This window comes from Mameliella sp. AT18 (assembly GCF_028807275.1).
Lineage (GTDB): Bacteria > Pseudomonadota > Alphaproteobacteria > Rhodobacterales > Rhodobacteraceae > Antarctobacter > Antarctobacter albus.
The window spans coordinates 1-15,443 of the sequence record NZ_JARAMO010000048.1 but is presented as its reverse complement, the minus strand read 5'-3'; the positions used below and the strand labels follow the sequence as shown (position 1 = coordinate 15,443).

Here is a 15,443-nt window from a genome sequence, read left to right as displayed (position 1 = left end):
CTCGATAAAGGACGGCACCTTTGCTTGCGCCAGCCGATTAGCCCGCATAGGTTGCATTTTGAATGCAAATTCGGGGCCCCCGGTTGAGACATTGGGGATGAGATCCAGGGACCCCGAAAGGATGCTGGCCGACGGAAGGCGATAATTGCCCCCGTCGTACCAGCGCCCGGTTTGCACCGGAGGTTCCGCAGGGCCCGGTAATACGCGGGTTGCGGCCCCTTCGTTCCATGGCCAAAGCCACCACTCACGGAACGCTTGAACATTCGCAATTTACCCGAGGTTAAGGAAGTACGGATTTCCTGACCAAAGGGTAAAAGGGAAAAATTCACGCGGGAGTCACGCAGAGAGAAGACACTAACGCCTTGCCACTACATGGTTTCCCGAGGTGCGCTGTTACTGTGCTTCGAGGATGTACATCTGGTTGTGAAACGCGGCCTTTGCGACGGCCTGGGCCGTTGTTTCCACGTTCAGGGTCTCACGCGCCAGGCGCAGGTGCTTTTCCACCGTGGCCTGCGTCAGCCCCATGATCTGGGCAATGTCCTGCATGGTCTTGCCGTCGCCAACCCATTCCAGAGCCTCGCGCTGGCGCGGTGTCAGGTTCTGTCCGGAAAGGGGCAGGGGCAGGGTGAGGATTTTGAGGTGCACGAGGTTGTTCAGCAGTACGATGTCCTGACCGTGTTCCGCCCAGACCGCATCCGCCTCGTCCTGGTTCATCTCGGGACGCGTGGTCAGCGAGATCGCGCCCTTGGCCCGGTGCGAGACCGACTGGAAACTGATCGTGTAGCCGGCGTGCACCTTGTGCTGGAGGTTGAAGGCCACGACCTTGGCGGCCTTGTCGTCCAGCGTCCCCTTGTTGATCTGATCGGCCATGACGCGCCAGCTGCAGTGACCCTCGTTCTCGAGCGCCCAGCGAACCATCGGGGCATGGCGGTAAAGGCCATCCTCGACAAAACCCTTGCGATAGGCGGGCGTGTGGTTGGTCAGCACGATGAAATCGTTCGGGTCGCCAAAGCTGGTCGCCGTCAGGAACCGCGTGAACCCGTAGATCAGCCTGTCAAAACCGTAACTGTCCATCTTGGCGCAGTGCTTTTCCCAGAGGTCCTGGACCTCTTCGGCATTCGTGACCTCGATCAGGTAATCTCTCAGTTCAGGTGTCATCACCGGGTCTCCAGAAAGCCGAGCAGTGCGTCTATTGCCAGTTTATACCCGTTTGCGCCGAAACCTGCTATCACTCCGATTGCGACAGGCGCGATAAAGGACTTGTGGCGGAATTCCTCACGCGCGTGGACGTTCGACAGGTGCAGTTCGACGGTCGGCATCTCGGCGCCTTTGATCGCGTCCATCATGGCGATCGAGGTGTGGGTATAGGCGCCCGCGTTCAGCACGATCCCGGCATGTGTGCCGCGGGCGTCCTGGATGTGGGTCACAAGCGCGCCTTCGTGGTTGGACTGGGCGCAGACCACATCGACCCCGCGCGCCTTGCCGTGTTCGATGCTCATCGCCTCGACATCGGCCAACGTCGTATGGCCGTAGATTTCGGGCTGACGGGTGCCCAGCAGGTTCAGGTTAGGTCCGTTCAGGACGAGGATAGATGTCATTGCGGTCTCCGGGCTTTGGTCCGGTGGTAAGAGCATGCCGGTCGACCTGTCCAGTCGCCTGACCGGACCGAACCGCCAAAGCCGGGGCGCAGTTGCGAAACCGCCTCAGACCAAACAATCCCTGATTGCGGTCGCGTGTGAGAGGATCTCGCTGTCAGTGTATCCGAATGCGCGTCTTGAAAAGCTTGTCAGCCTTTCAAACACCAGTCTAGGCTGAAAACTCAACTTATAGGGAAGGGGGTATTATGCGTTTCTTGTTTACCAAAGTTTTTGCAGACGATCCGGAAACCTATGTTTCGGCCAAGCTTGCGGCAATCCACAAGGAGGCCGACGCACAGTCCGTCCTTACGCCCAGTACTCGGGCCGCGCTTGCACATCAGGATCATCCGGACTTGGCGCTGATGTCCGAAAGTGAGCTGCCGGAAATACCCAAAGATCAGGCCGCGGATTTCGAGACTGCGATGCGCTGCGCACGTTTCGAGGCTTCGGCGGAAATTCCGAGACTGCCGGGAGAAACCATCCAGAGCGAACGGTTCACCTACCTGACAGCACCACTGGGCGACATTGCCGCCGGCACCGGGGCTCTGGTGCGGACAACAAACCAAGCCGAGTTGACCATTCTGTTCCCCGAAGTCCGGATTATCGACGGCAGGCTGGTGCGGGATGAGCAGTATTTTCAGAAAGACAGCCTCGACACCGGCGCTGTCGTCAGCCCCATGATCGCCGGTATCGACGACCTTGCTCTCGAAGCAGCAAGCGCAATCGCCTCCAAGATCGCGGCGAAGATTGGCGAAAAGATCGGTGACAAGATATACGAGTCGATCTTTGGACCCGAGGACGTGCCGTCCTATTTCAGCGAGGTCTACAAGAAGCTTCACGACATGTTCAAACAGGAGATCGACGCATCGGTGATCAGCCAGATCAACGGCCATGTAAACGGTTTCCGGGGATGGCTGGAGGATGAATTCATCCCGATGCGCAACAGCGGCCGTGACCGCGAAACCCTTTTGGGTCTCCTGGACGACTGGCAGGAAAAGTTCGCCGCGGACGTCATTGGCCCGCTCGAGGAAAAGCGGTTCCGCAAGGCCGGTTTGCCGGTCTACCAGCTGGCCGGGAGCACGGTTTTGCTGATCGACACGATCCAGGCCGAGGTCGACGTGGGCGAGGATGGCGACGTCCTGAAATCCAGCTACACCGTGTCCCGCAAAAGCCATGCCGAGCGTTTCGCGGATCATGTGACCAAGACGTACAACGACATGCTGAGCGATATCGAGGACTCGGTCGAGGTCCTCGATCACACGATCTACAATCAGGGATCTGACGTCTGCACGCCAAACGGTTGCCACACGGCCAAGGGCACAACGACCCCGCAGTACGAGGTCTTTGATCACTGGACGGGTTACAAGAGCGGCGACTACTGGGACAAGAAGAATGGCGATCCCTGGACCCGGGCCAAGGCGGAGCGGGACGGGATCGTCAAGAAACGTCGAACAGAGGCGAAGAAGGCGATCGGAGGGTTTGATCCCAAGAACCCGGCATCGACCGAAGGGCCGATCGTCGGAGATTGGCGCAAGATCGCGGGCTACAAGGACGAATGAAGCTGGAAAACCGGATGCGGGGCTGTTTCGCCCCGCATTCAATATTTACATAATACGGATTATCGGAAATATGCCCGCCTAGCGTGCCTGCTCCAGACCTCGTGCCCCCCGTAGTGACAAGAACCGGATGGATCGTCCGGTTCTTGTCGTTTCGGATCAGAAAAACGCCTGCAACCCGGTCTGTGCGCGGCCCAGGATCAGAGCATGCACATCATGGGTGCCCTCGTAGGTGTTCACCGTCTCAAGGTTCAGCATGTGGCGGATCACCTGGAACTCTGCCGAGATCCCGTTGCCGCCGTGCATGTCACGGGCCATGCGCGCAATCTCCAGCGCCTTGCCGCAGTTGTTGCGCTTGAGGATCGAGATCATCTCGGGCGCGCCCTGCGCCTCGTCCATCAGCCGCCCGACCCGCAGGCAACCCTGCAGCCCCAGCGCGATCTCGGTCTGCATGTCGGCCAGTTTCTTTTGAAACAGCTGCGTCTGTGCGATGGGTTTGCCGAACTGCTTGCGGTCCAGCCCGTACTGCCGTGCTGCGTGCCAGCAGAACTCGGCGGCGCCAAGCGCGCCCCAGGCGATGCCGTAGCGCGCGCGATTCAAACATCCAAAAGGACCTTTAAGCCCCTGAACATGTGGCAACAAAGCCTCTTCACCGACTTCGACGCCTTCCAGCACGACCTCACCTGTCACGCTGGCGCGCAGGCTCAACTTGTTGGCCACCTTGGGTGCCGACAAGCCCTTGGTGCCCTTGTCCAGGACAAAGCCGCGGATCTTGCCATCATGGGCGTCGGACTTGGCCCAGATGACAAAGACATCCGCCACCGGTGCGTTGGAAATCCACATCTTCGAACCGGTCAAGCGATAGCCGCCGTCGATCTTTTCCGCTCGCGTCTTCATGCTGCCCGGATCGCTGCCCGCGTCCGGCTCGGTCAGGCCGAAACAGCCGATCCATTCACCGCTGGCGAGTTTCGGCAGGTATTTCTTGCGCTGTTCCTCGGATCCATAGGCGTAGATCGGGTACATCACGAGGCTGGACTGCACCGACATCATTGACCGATACCCCGAGTCGACGCGCTCGATCTCACGCGCGACAAGGCCGTAAGAGACATAGGAACTGCCAAGGCCGCCATATTCCTCGGGCACCGTGATACCCAGCAGGCCCATTTCGCCCATCTCGGCGAAGATTGCCGGTTCGACGGTTTCTTCCTCGAAGGCCTCGACGATGCGCGGCGCCAGTTTCTCCTGTGCAAAGCTGCGCGCACCCTCGGCCAGCATGCGCTCCTCCTCGCTCAACTGGTCGGCAAGGCGGAACGGGTCGTCCCAGGTGAACCCACCCAGGTCCGGGGCGTCCTTGGCTTTCAGATGCGGTTTGGTCATCTCGTTCATGGCGGGCTCCTGTCCTCGATTTGACGCAGTATAGCTTGCAGCCGTCGCATGGAAAAACGACAATATTGCAGGTATTCATGAGGAATGGGAATGCATCTGCCACCCCTGCCCGCACTGCGTGCGCTCGAGGCGCTGGATCGTCTGGGCAGTGCCACCGCCGTGGCACAGGAACTGAACCTGACGCAAAGCGCCGTCTCGCGCCAGCTCAAGACCCTTGAGGAACAGCTTGGTGTCACGCTTTTCCTGCGTGGAAACAGGGCTTTGCGCCTCACTCCTCAGGCGCGCAGTTTTGCCGGAACGGTGCGCGAGACGCTGGATCGGCTGACAGAAGCGGCAATGGCGCTGCGGCTTGATCCCTCGGGCGGTGCGCTGAACCTGGCGATCCTGCCCAGTTTCGGGATGCGTTGGCTGGTGCCGCGGCTGCCGGATTTCACGCGTCGTCATCCAGAGGTGACGGTGAACCTGACGACCCGGCTGCGTCCGTTCAGCTTTGCCACGGAACCCCTTGATGCAGCGCTGCATTTCGGCGCACCGGACTGGCCGGACACGCATCACCTGCGGTTGATGACAGAGACTGTGCAGCCGCTCGCCGCGCCCTCGCTCCTGCCTGATGGGCCGTTGCCGCTCGAGGCTCTGCGTCGGCTGCCGCTCTTGCATATCCAGACCCGGCCGGATGCCTGGGCGGACTGGTTCACGACACAGGGCCTGCCGCCGGGACCCTTGCCCGGACCAACCTTCGACCAGTTCACGGCCATCCTGCAGGCGGCGTTGCACGGGCTGGGCGTGGCGCTCTTGCCCGATTATCTCAGCACGTCGGAACGTGCGGCGGGAACGTTGCGACCGGCGCATGAGGCCGCGCCCGTCAGTCTTGGCGCCTATTACCTCGTCTGGCCCGCCGACCGCCCGGCGCCGCCCGCGCTCATTGCCTTTCGCGACTGGCTGGCACTTTGCGCCGACGAAGAGGACTTGCTGCCGCGGTAAGGGACGGATGCGGCTTGCGCCGCCCTGCCCTTCGCGCCACAAACGCGGCAATGACAACACGCGCCCCGGATATCCTCTGCATCGGTTCTGTCCTCTGGGACATGATCGGACGCTGTGACCAGACCATGCAGGCCGGCAATGACAAGCCGGGCCGCATCCGGCTGATCCCCGGTGGCGTGGCACTGAACATCGCCATGACCTTGGCGGGTTTGGGGATGCGCCCGGCGCTGATTTCGGTCGTCGGACAGGATGCCGAAGGCACGGCACTTGCGGCGGAATGCAGGCGGTTGGGGCTGGATACCACCCACCTGACCCGTGCGCCGGATCTGCCCACGGATCGCTACATGGCGATCGAGACACCGGACGGTCTGCTGGCCGCGATCGCCGATGCGCATTCCCTGGAACAGGCCGGCGCGCGCATCCTGTCGCCGCTGATCGAGGGACCGCTGGGAACGCCGCAGGCCCCCTACGCGGGCCGTATCGCGCTGGACGGCAACCTGACAGAGGCCCTGCTGGCCGAGATCGCGGCGCACCCGGCCTTTGCCCGAGCCGATCTGCGCATCGCCCCCGCCAGCCCGGGCAAGGCCACGCGGCTCTCCGCCTTTCTGCGCGCGGGACGCGGGACTCTTTACGTCAACCTCGAAGAGGCCTGCCTTCTCTGCGAAGCCCCCTTCACCAGCGCCGCCGAGGCCGCGCGCGCCCTGGTCGAGCGTGGCGCCGCGCGGGCGCTGGTCACGCATGGTGGCGCGCCCTGTTGCGATGCGACGGCCGATGCCAGCCATACAGAAACACCGCCGCCTGTCACCGTGACCCGCGTCACCGGCGCGGGCGACACGTTCATGGCGGCCCATATCGCCGCCGAACGCGACGGTCTTGACCGGTCCGAGGCCTTGCGCCGCGCGCTGGCCGCCGCCGCGACCCATGTTTCCGGAGGAACCTGATGATGAGCCCGATCAAATGCTCTCATGCCGTGGCCGAGGCCCTGGCCGAACATCGCCCCGTCGTGGCGCTGGAAAGCACCATCGTCACCCACGGCATGCCCTGGCCCCAGAACCTGGAAGTGGCGCGCCGGGTCGAGGCGACGGTGCGCGATAATGGCGCCGTGCCGGCCACCATCGCGGTGATCGAAGGCACGCTTTACGTTGGGTTGGAAGATGTCCAGCTGGAGGCGCTTGCGCAGTCCAAGAAGGTGGCCAAGCTGTCGCGCGCGGACATGGCCGTGTGCATGGCACGCGGCGGCACAGGGGCGACCACCGTCGCCGCAACCATGATCGCCGCGCAACTGGCCGGGATCGAGGTCTTTGGTACAGGCGGCATCGGCGGCGTGCATCGCGGTGCCGAGACGACCTTTGACATTTCCGCCGACCTTCAGGAACTGGCCGAAACCCGCGTGACGGTGGTGGCCGCTGGCGCCAAGGCCATCCTCGACTTGCCCAAGACGCTGGAACGGCTGGAAACCCTTGGTGTGCCCGTCATGGCATATGGCCAGGACCAGCTGCCGGCCTTCTGGTCGCGCGAGGCGGGCCTGCGGGCGCCGCTGCGCGCCGACAGCCCGGCAGAGATCGCCGCGGCCCACAGGATGCGCGCACGGTTGGGCCTGCCCGGCGGTCAGCTCATCGCCAACCCGATTCCCGCCGAGGCCGAGATCCCGCGCGAGACACTTGCCCCGATCATCGCCGAGGCCACGCGCGATGCGGAAACGCACGGAATCGCGGGCAAGGACCTGACCCCCTACCTGCTGCAACGGATCTACGAACTGTCGGGCGGCCGGTCGTTGGAGGCGAACATCGCGCTGGTTCTCAACAATGCCCGGCTGGCCGCCGGGATTGCGCAGGAATTGAGCGCCCTGCCCGCCTGATCGTCTTTCCGATGCAAAGCCCATTGTAGAGCCCGCGCGATGCACCTACTTTCGTCTTGATCGTCCCGGGACCTGCGATGACCACACCATTCGAGCCTACCACCCGCAAGCGGCCGGGTCTTTTCACGCGGCTGCGCACGTCATTCCTGACCGGCATCGTCGTGATCGCCCCGGTGGGCCTGACCGTCTGGCTGATCTGGACCGTTGTCGGCTGGGTCGACGGGTTCGTCTGGCCTTTCGTGCCCGATGCCTACCAGCCGAACGCGCTGCTCAATCGCTGGATGACCGGGCCGGACGGGCCACGCATTCCCTGGCTGTTCGACCTGCTAGACGCCGATAACGACGGACGGATCGAGGTCAACGTGCGCGGCCTTGGCGTCTTTGTCTTCTTGTTCTTCACCATCGTTGTCGGCTGGATCGCCAAGGGGCTGATCGGCCGCTCGATGATCAATTTCGCCGAAAGCCTGGTGGAACGTACACCCGTCGTGCGCTCGATCTATTCCGGCATCAAGCAGTTGGCGGAAACCATCTTTGCCCAGAGCGAGCGCAGTTTTGAAAAGGCCTGCCTGATCGAATACCCGCGCAAGGGCATCTGGGCCATCGGGTTCATTTCGACCGTGGCCAAGGGCGAAGTGGCTCGCCGTGCCGTCACCGGCGGGGACCTGATGTCGGTCTTTGTGCCGACCACGCCGAACCCGACCTCGGGATTCCTGCTGTTCTTCCCCAAGGAAGACGTGATCGAGCTGGATATGAGCCTTGAGGACGCGGCCAAGCTGGTGATCTCGGCGGGGCTTGTCTATCCCAACGGGCAGGACGCCAAGCAGGCGCTCGAGGCGCAGTTCCGCAAGGCGTCCTGAACCCGCGTCAGCTGAACATCGCCCGGAGGTCCGCCGTCTGCCGGTGGCCCAGGTCATCCTTGTGGCTGTCCAGGAACCGCCCCGCCGCGCGGCGTCCGGCCTCTTTCAACTGGGCGATCACCGTCGGCACCGGGACCATCTTGGTGGCCACCGACAGGGCATTCATCAGCGCATCGTCGGCGATCATGTGAATGCGCAGGTCCTTCATCGTGCCCGGCGTCAGCGCGCCGCTCTGCAGGAGGCGCTGCACGAAATCTATGGCCCTCAGCTCGCGCAGCAGCGAGGCGTTGAAGCTGATCTCGTTGATCCGGTTCTGGATCTCGGGCGGGCTGACCGGGGTCTTGTCGCGCAAAAGCGGGTTGATGTTCACCACCACCACATCGTCGGGCAGATGTTCCTCGAATAGGGGAAACAGCGCCGGATTGCCGGTATAGCCCCCGTCCCAGAAGGGTTCCATCGTCCCGGTCTGGGGGTCTTCAAGCTCGACGGCCTGGAACAGCGTCGGCAGGCAGGCCGAGGCCATGATGACCTGCGCATTGATCGCATCGCCGGAAAAGACCCGGATCTTGCCGTCACGCACCTGCGTTGCACAGACATAGAACTCTGGCCCGGTCGCGGCGCAGACCCGTCCAAAATCGAAGCGCTCGACAATCTTTTCCAGCGGGTTGCGATAGAGCGGCCCCCAGGCATAGGGCGACACCATGCGCCCCACGGCCTCCCCCCAGCTATATGGCAGAGAATATTCCAGGCTCTTGCTGACCACCTCGGGGTGCGGCATCCACCCCTGCAGCCAGTCGGGCAGCGCCTCGTCCCGCAGGGCGCCGATCTGCGCCCACAGCCAGTCCAGCGTCTCGCGCGCGCCCTCGTGGCCACCGGCCAGCATCCCGGACTTCAGGGCGGCCCCGTTCAGCGCCCCGGCGGAGGTGCCGGTGATGGCCGCGATTTCGATCTCGGGTTCTTCCAGCAGCCGGTCCAGCACGCCCCAGGTAAAGGCGCCATGTGCGCCGCCGCCCTGCAGGGCCAGATTGATGCGAATGGATTTCGCCATGCGCCGCGCTCCCGTGATTTCTTGGTTCCGACAATACCGCGGAGGTGATTGTGCCGAAGATGCAGGCGGGGCGAGGCCCCGCCTGCCCCGTCAGGTCACAGCGCGGTCCAGCCGCCGTCGACGCTGATCGTCGTGCCGGTGATCTGCGCCGCCGCATCCGAACACAGGAAAACCGCCGTGCCGCCCAGCTGTTCGACTGTGGCGAATTCCTTGGAGGGCTGGCGCTTGAGCATGACCTCCTTGATCACCGTTTCCCGGTCCATGTCGTATTCCTTCATGGTGTCGGGAATCTGTGCCTCGACCAGGGGCGTCAGCACGTAGCCCGGGCAGATCGCGTTGGCAGTGATCGGCTCTTGGGCGGTCTCCAGTGCGGCGGTCTTGGTCAGGCCGACGATGCCGTGCTTGGCGGCGATATAGGCGCTTTTGTAGGGCGAGGCGGTCAGACCATGCGCCGAGGCGATGTTGACGATCCGGCCCCAGCCGGCGGCGCGCATCTTCGGCAGCGCGGCAGCGGTGGTGTGAAAGGCCGAGGACAGGTTGATCGCGATGATCGCATCCCACTTTTCGGTCGGGAACTGGTCGATCGGGGCAACGTGTTGAATGCCGGCGTTGTTGATCAGGATATCGCAGCGGCCTGCCGTCTCGACCAAGGCGCGACATTCGTCCGGCTTGGACATGTCGGCCTTGATATAGCGCGCCTCTACGCCGTGTTCCTCGGCGATGGACTTCGCCAGGGCGTGATCCTCGTCGGAATCGGTGAAGGAGTTGATCACCACCGAAGCCCCTGCCCTTGCCATCTCATGCGCGATGCCAAGGCCGATGCCCGAGTTCGATCCGGTGATGATGGCGGTCTTTCCCTGTAGCGACATGAGGCTCCCCGATGCTGGTTGTGTTTGCAGATGCAGCATAGTCCTGGATGCGGCGGTATGCACCCGCTCAATCGCCGGGCTGAGGGTGAAATCAAGGGACGTTTCGGCGGGAACCCGCACAGGTCGAAATGCCGCGTGCCGACACTGCTGTCTGGGGCTGGGAAGCGATGTAGGTGGTACTTGGCGAATGGGCAAAAAAAACCCCGGCACAAGGCCGGGGTTCAGTCATTGAGGCAGGTTTCATACAGGCAAGAAACCTATCGAGCAGTGCCCCCTTTATAAGCGTTACGGTTTCTGAGTCCAAGCTAAAAGTTTGAAAAGGCGTAAAAGGAGCGATACGCTCGCCTTCAAGAAAACAAGGGCAGACAGGGATCGTTGCAGAAATGTGCGTAAATTTTTTCCGAAATCGGGTCGCAAAAATCGTCGCGGCCGGAGCGATTCTGTCCGCAGGCAGCCTGTGGGCGGACCCCCAGCATGGCATAGCTATGTATGGCGACCCGCAACTTCCACCCGATTTTGTGTCGCTCCCCTACGCCAACCCGGACGCGCCGACCGGCGGCCGCATCGTCACCGGAGAGCGTGGCAGCTACGACAGTCTCAATCCGCTCATCGAGAAAGGCTCTGCGCCCTGGCAGTTGCGGTTCCTCGCCTACGAAAGCCTGATGGGCCGCAACTACGATGAACCTTTCTCGCTGTACGGGCTTTTGGCCGAATCGATAGAGGTCGGGCCGAATCGGCAATGGGTGGAATTCACCCTTCGGCCAGAGGCGGAATTTTCGGATGGCAGCCCGGTGACGGTCGAGGATGTCATGTGGTCCTACGAGACGCTGGGCACCAAGGGAAACGTTCGCTACCGCGGCCTGTGGCCCAAGGTCGAGAGTATGGAGCAGACCGGCGAACGGTCCCTCCGGTTCACATTCAACGAGGACAATCCGGAACTGGCACTGGTCATCGGCATGCGACCGATCCTGAAGAAGGCGCAATGGGAGGGCCTGGATTTCGAGAACTCCAGCCTCGACCTGGTTCCGATCACCTCGGCGCCCTATGTCATCGGCGACTACGAGGCGGGCCGCTATGTCGAGTTGAACCGCAACCCGGACTACTGGGGCAAGGACATCAATTTTCGCCGCGGGACCAACAATCTCGACACCATCCGGCTGGAATTCTTCGCGGACGACACCGCGCTGTTCGAGGCCTTCAAGGCCGGGATCATCAATACGATCCGCGAGACCAACGCCGAAAAATGGAAGACCCAGTACGATTTTCCGGCGGTCAACCGGGGTGATATCGTCAAATCCGAGATCGCGCACCAGCGCCCCACCGGGATCACCGGTTTCGTGATGAACACGCGGCGCCCCAAGTTTGCCGACTGGCATGTACGGGATGCGATGATCCATGCCTTCAACTTTGAATACATCAACGACACGCTGACCGGCGGGGCGCAGCCGCGCATCACCTCTTACTACGGCAACTCCCTGCTGGGGATGCGCGACGGCCCGGCCGAAGGGCGGGTCAGGGAGTTGCTGACCCCCTTTGCCGACGACCTGTTGCCCGGCGCGCTGGAGGGGTACAGCCTACCCGTCTCGGACGGCAGTCCCCGCAACCGCGCAAACCTGGCAAAGGCCATCGACCTCATGGCAGAGGCCGGCTGGACGGTACAGGACGGCGTGATGAAGAACGCCGCTGGCGAACCTTTTACCTTCGAGATCCTGTTGCAACAGGGTCAGGGGGAAAACATCGCGATGGCAGAGATCTTTATCCGGGCGCTGGAACGGATCGGCATCGCCGCGCAGGTAACGATGATCGACCCGGCGCAATACAAGTTGCGCACCAACGAGTTCGATTTCGACATGACCAATTTCCGTCGAGGGTCCTCTCTCAGTCCCGGCAATGAGCAGTTTCTTTACTGGGGCGCCGAGGGGGCCGACCAGAAAGGCTCTCGCAACTGGATGGGGATGAAATCGGCTGCGGCGGATGCCATGATCCACGCGCTACTCGGTGCGCAAAGCCGGGACGACTTTCTGGCCGCCGCCCGCGCGCTGGACCGTGTGCTGATGAGCGGGCGCTACATGATCCCGGTGCACGACAAATACGCGGTCAGCCGCATCGCCCATGTCAAGGAACTGACCTATCCAAAGGATAGCCTGCCGATTTATGGTGATTATCTGGAGTTTCATCCTGATGTATGGTGGTGGGAGGGCGAATGATCTCGTCCTACACCTAACGGCGACAAGACCGGACAAGAGGCAGATATGAGAGTGGTTTTCGTGATCGCGCTGGCCGTGGGGCTGGCAGGATGTGGCACCGTCGACGGCATCGGACAGGATATTTCCGCCGGCGCTCGGACGGTTCAGGGCTGGTTCTGAACCAGCGACTGTCCTTTGGAATGTAACGGCGCGCCGAAACCATCGGCGCGCCTTTTGCCGTCGGAGCGGGTTACAACATGCCCTTGCACTTGCTGGGGGATCCTCCCTTGCCCAAGTGATGCGGGTTCAGAACGATGATCCAACGCACGGGCTGGCCCGGTGCCTGCGTCCGGCGATAGGTGCATCCGTCGGGTGTAGTCATGTAATCGCCCTGCGGTACCGCGTAACCCTGCGTGGCGACAAAGGGCTGGGCCTGTGCAAAGATCAGGTCCTTGGGCGTTTCGGCGTCGGTGGCGCTGAACGCGGCAAGCCCGATGGTGGCGGCGGTGACAAGCGGCATGATGGCCATCTGGGAACTCCTGTGATTTGTCTGCGTGCAAGCTGACGCAGAGGTCTTTCACCGAGGTGACTGCGAGACGGCAAAACAGTGGCGCATTCTTCGGATTTTCGGAAAATGCCCGCTGGCAGAATTTCCGCGGAGCCCTGGATTACAGCGCGATGACGATGTCGGCGCGCAGGCCGCCAAGGCATTCGCTTTCTCCCAGGCGCAACACGCCGCCGTGCGCCCGTGCGATGTCCGCCGCGATCGCCAGGCCCAGCCCGACACCAGAGCCGCGATCCTGGTTGCGCGCCGGGTCCAGCCGAACGAAGGGACGCAAGGCATCTTCGCGCCGGTCAGCCGGGATACCGGGTCCGTCATCCTCGACCCGGATGCGCAGCGACCCGCCGGTCAGCTGCACCGACACGCGACAGTCGGAGGCATAGCGGCGCGCGTTGGCCATCAGGTTCTCGACCGCGCGGCGCAGGGCACGCGGGCGCAGCATCGCCGTCCCCTCGCCCTGCATCTCGCCAAGCTCGACCTTCTGCCCGCCACGCTGCGCGTCCTCGACGACGCGTTTGATCAGCGTAAAGGGATCTGTACGCTCCGAGGCGGCGGTTTCGGCATCCCCGCGCGCGAAATCCAGAAAGGCGTCGATCAACTGCTGCATTTCCTCGACATCACGTTCCAGCGGTTCGCGGTCTTCGTCATCCAGCAGCGACAACCCCAGCCTGAGCCGTGTCATGGGCGTGCGCAAGTCGTGACTGACCCCCGACAGCATCATCGTACGCTGTTCGATATGTCGTTCGATCCGGTCCCGCATTTCAAGAAAGGCATGGCCGGCGGCCCGCACTTCCGTGGCGCCGGCGGGCGAATAGCGCATGTTGCGACCCTTGCCAAAGGCCTCTGCCGCTGCTGCCAGCCGGGTAATCGGCCGCAGCTGGTTGCGCATGTAGAGAAAGGCGATGAGCGTCATCAGCGCGCCGAAGAAGACCATGTTCACGAACAGCTGGTGCGGGTTCGAGGCAGAAACCCGGGACCGCTCGAGACTGGCCCGGTAAAGCTGGTCGTCATGGCGTAGGAACAGAACCACCTCGCGGTCGCTGGGCAGCAATATGCGTTCCAGCGCCGGGATTCGCATGTCCAGTTCGCGGATCACCACAAGGCCGGTGAAATCGTACCAGCGACGCTGGTTGACCGCCGGCAGTGCGTCTTCCGCTACGGCCTTGGGCCGAATGCTCAGCCGCAGTCCATTTGACCGGTCCGGCAGGTCTGCCACCACCAGGTTGACCTCACGCGCCAGTTCCTTGCTCATCTGGACGGTGACGCCCTCGAAGTGACGCTGGATGAAGACGACCGACACGACCAGTTGCAGTGTCACCACCGGCAGCACGAGGATCAGTGCGGCACGGCCATAGAGACTGCGGGGCATATATCGTTTGAGCCAGCGGAAGAACATGCGCTAAGCCTAGCCCGCGCCGCCCCGGCCCGCCATCGCCAAAAGGACCCATCCGATGCAGGATCCCCAGCCCGATTTCCAGCCCCGGACGGGCATTGCCGAAACGCTTGCCCCGGGCCTGCGCCGTGTCTTGGCACCGAACCCGTCACCGATGACCTTTCGCGGGACAAATACTTACTTACTGGGCACGGGCGGCATTGCGGTGATTGACCCGGGACCGGATGACCCGACCCATCTTCAGGCCCTGTTGGATGCACTGACTCCAGGGCAGGAAATCACCCATATCCTGGTGACCCACGCACATCTGGATCATTCCCCCCTCGCCCGCGACCTGTCGCGCCGGACCGGGGCACCGGTTCTGGGATTCGGTCCGGCCCAGGCCGGGCGCAGCGCGATCATGCGGAAACTTGCAGACGAGGGACTGGTCGGTGGCGGTGAGGGCGTCGACTCGGGCTTTGTTCCGGACATTGTTCTCGCCGATGGCGACACGGTCGCCGGGGATGGCTGGACCGTCGAGGCCCTGCACACGCCCGGCCACATGGCCAACCACCTGTCCTTTGCCTGGGGCGATGTCCTGTTCTCCGGGGACCTCGTGATGGGCTGGGCAACTTCGCTGGTGTCGCCGCCCGACGGGGATTTGGCCGCCTTCATGACCTCGCTGGAACGCCTGCAAGAACGCCCGTGGTCCCTGTTCCATGCCGGCCACGGCGCGCCCGTGACCGCACCCGCCGAGCGGCTGGAGTCACTCCTGACGCATCGCCGTGGCCGCGAGACTGCCATCCTCGAGGCGCTGACACAGACCCCTGCCACGGCGCGCGACCTGGCCGAAAGGATCTACACAGACGTTCCGCCTGCCCTTCTGCCGGCGGCCACCCGGAATGTCCTGGCTCACCTCATTGATCTGACGTCGAAATCCCGTGTTGCCCCGGTCGGAGATCTGTCTGCCGAGGCCGTTTTTCGGTCGATCTGATGTGGCGAGCAAAAATCCTCATTTTTGTGACGAAACCCTCTGGACGCCCGGATTCCACGTTGTTATAGACCGCCGCATGTTCCGGCGTAGCTCAGCGGTAGAGCAGTTGACTGTTAATCAATTGGTCGTAGGTTCGA

Annotated in this window: 15 protein-coding genes; 8 read left to right on the top strand and 7 right to left on the bottom strand. The window is 62.8% G+C overall.

Annotated elements, in window-relative coordinates:
- Nucleotides 1-393: 393 nt before the first annotated feature.
- Nucleotides 394-1,158, bottom strand: coding sequence for a helix-turn-helix transcriptional regulator (locus tag PVW46_RS06290; protein ID WP_069208321.1), 765 nt, complete (start codon nt 1,156-1,158; stop codon nt 394-396).
- Entirely contained in the window at nt 1,158-1,598 is a 441-nt protein-coding gene (aroQ, locus tag PVW46_RS06285) for a type II 3-dehydroquinate dehydratase (RefSeq protein ID WP_069208320.1), read from the bottom strand. The genes PVW46_RS06290 and aroQ overlap by 1 nt, the downstream gene beginning before the upstream one ends.
- A 245-nt stretch (nt 1,599-1,843) precedes the next feature.
- Between aroQ and PVW46_RS06280 the strand changes: the two genes are divergently transcribed.
- The gene (locus PVW46_RS06280) at nt 1,844-3,196 is read left to right on the top strand and encodes a hypothetical protein (protein WP_069208319.1); all 1,353 of its coding nucleotides are present in this window, start codon (nt 1,844-1,846) and stop codon (nt 3,194-3,196) included.
- Between the two features lie 156 nt (nt 3,197-3,352).
- Here the strand turns inward: PVW46_RS06280 and PVW46_RS06275 are convergent, their stop codons facing one another.
- The gene (locus tag PVW46_RS06275) at nt 3,353-4,579 is read right to left on the bottom strand and encodes an acyl-CoA dehydrogenase (RefSeq protein WP_373286045.1); all 1,227 of its coding nucleotides are present in this window, start codon (nt 4,577-4,579) and stop codon (nt 3,353-3,355) included.
- Nucleotides 4,580-4,669: 90 nt separating this feature from the next.
- On the opposite strand from PVW46_RS06275, the gene PVW46_RS06270 reads away from it, so the two are divergent.
- The 4 genes from PVW46_RS06270 (at nt 4,670) to PVW46_RS06255 (ending at nt 8,275) form a co-directional block, all read left to right on the top strand.
- On the top strand, nt 4,670-5,560 hold the full coding sequence (locus PVW46_RS06270) for a LysR substrate-binding domain-containing protein (protein ID WP_443137031.1): 891 nt from the start codon (nt 4,670-4,672) through the stop codon (nt 5,558-5,560).
- A 50-nt stretch (nt 5,561-5,610) separates the two neighbouring features.
- Nucleotides 5,611-6,501: a PfkB family carbohydrate kinase gene (locus PVW46_RS06265; protein WP_069208317.1), complete on the top strand. Its 891-nt coding sequence runs from the start codon at nt 5,611-5,613 to the stop codon at nt 6,499-6,501.
- 2 nt (nt 6,502-6,503) lie between these two features.
- The gene (locus PVW46_RS06260; RefSeq protein WP_069208316.1) at nt 6,504-7,418 is read left to right on the top strand and encodes a pseudouridine-5'-phosphate glycosidase; all 915 of its coding nucleotides are present in this window, start codon (nt 6,504-6,506) and stop codon (nt 7,416-7,418) included.
- Between the two features lie 77 nt (nt 7,419-7,495).
- Nucleotides 7,496-8,275, top strand: coding sequence for a DUF502 domain-containing protein (locus PVW46_RS06255; RefSeq protein ID WP_069208315.1), 780 nt, complete (start codon nt 7,496-7,498; stop codon nt 8,273-8,275).
- 7 nt (nt 8,276-8,282) lie between these two features.
- Here the strand turns inward: PVW46_RS06255 and PVW46_RS06250 are convergent, their stop codons facing one another.
- Both PVW46_RS06250 and PVW46_RS06245 read right to left on the bottom strand, forming a co-directional pair.
- The gene (locus PVW46_RS06250) at nt 8,283-9,323 is read right to left on the bottom strand and encodes a patatin-like phospholipase family protein (protein ID WP_069208314.1); all 1,041 of its coding nucleotides are present in this window, start codon (nt 9,321-9,323) and stop codon (nt 8,283-8,285) included.
- 95 nt (nt 9,324-9,418) lie between these two features.
- Entirely contained in the window at nt 9,419-10,192 is a 774-nt protein-coding gene (locus tag PVW46_RS06245; RefSeq protein WP_043138881.1) for a 3-hydroxybutyrate dehydrogenase, read from the bottom strand.
- Nucleotides 10,193-10,575: 383 nt separating this feature from the next.
- On the opposite strand from PVW46_RS06245, the gene PVW46_RS06240 reads away from it, so the two are divergent.
- Together PVW46_RS06240 and PVW46_RS06235 are read left to right on the top strand one after the other, a co-directional pair.
- Nucleotides 10,576-12,399, top strand: a complete 1,824-nt coding sequence (locus PVW46_RS06240) for an extracellular solute-binding protein (protein WP_069208313.1) — start codon at nt 10,576-10,578, stop codon at nt 12,397-12,399.
- Nucleotides 12,400-12,444: 45 nt separating this feature from the next.
- The gene (locus tag PVW46_RS06235) at nt 12,445-12,558 is read left to right on the top strand and encodes an entericidin EcnA/B family protein (RefSeq protein WP_069208312.1); all 114 of its coding nucleotides are present in this window, start codon (nt 12,445-12,447) and stop codon (nt 12,556-12,558) included.
- A 70-nt stretch (nt 12,559-12,628) separates the two neighbouring features.
- On the opposite strand, the gene PVW46_RS06230 is transcribed toward PVW46_RS06235, so the two are convergent.
- Together PVW46_RS06230 and PVW46_RS06225 are read right to left on the bottom strand one after the other, a co-directional pair.
- Nucleotides 12,629-12,907, bottom strand: a complete 279-nt coding sequence (locus tag PVW46_RS06230) for a hypothetical protein (protein ID WP_069208311.1) — start codon at nt 12,905-12,907, stop codon at nt 12,629-12,631.
- A gap of 139 nt (nt 12,908-13,046) precedes the next feature.
- On the bottom strand, nt 13,047-14,336 hold the full coding sequence (locus PVW46_RS06225; RefSeq protein ID WP_069208310.1) for an ATP-binding protein: 1,290 nt from the start codon (nt 14,334-14,336) through the stop codon (nt 13,047-13,049).
- A gap of 55 nt (nt 14,337-14,391) precedes the next feature.
- Here PVW46_RS06225 and PVW46_RS06220 point away from each other — a divergent pair, with 55 nt between their 5' ends.
- Nucleotides 14,392-15,306, top strand: a complete 915-nt coding sequence (locus PVW46_RS06220; protein ID WP_069208309.1) for an MBL fold metallo-hydrolase — start codon at nt 14,392-14,394, stop codon at nt 15,304-15,306.
- The last annotated feature ends 137 nt before the right edge of the window (nt 15,307-15,443 follow it).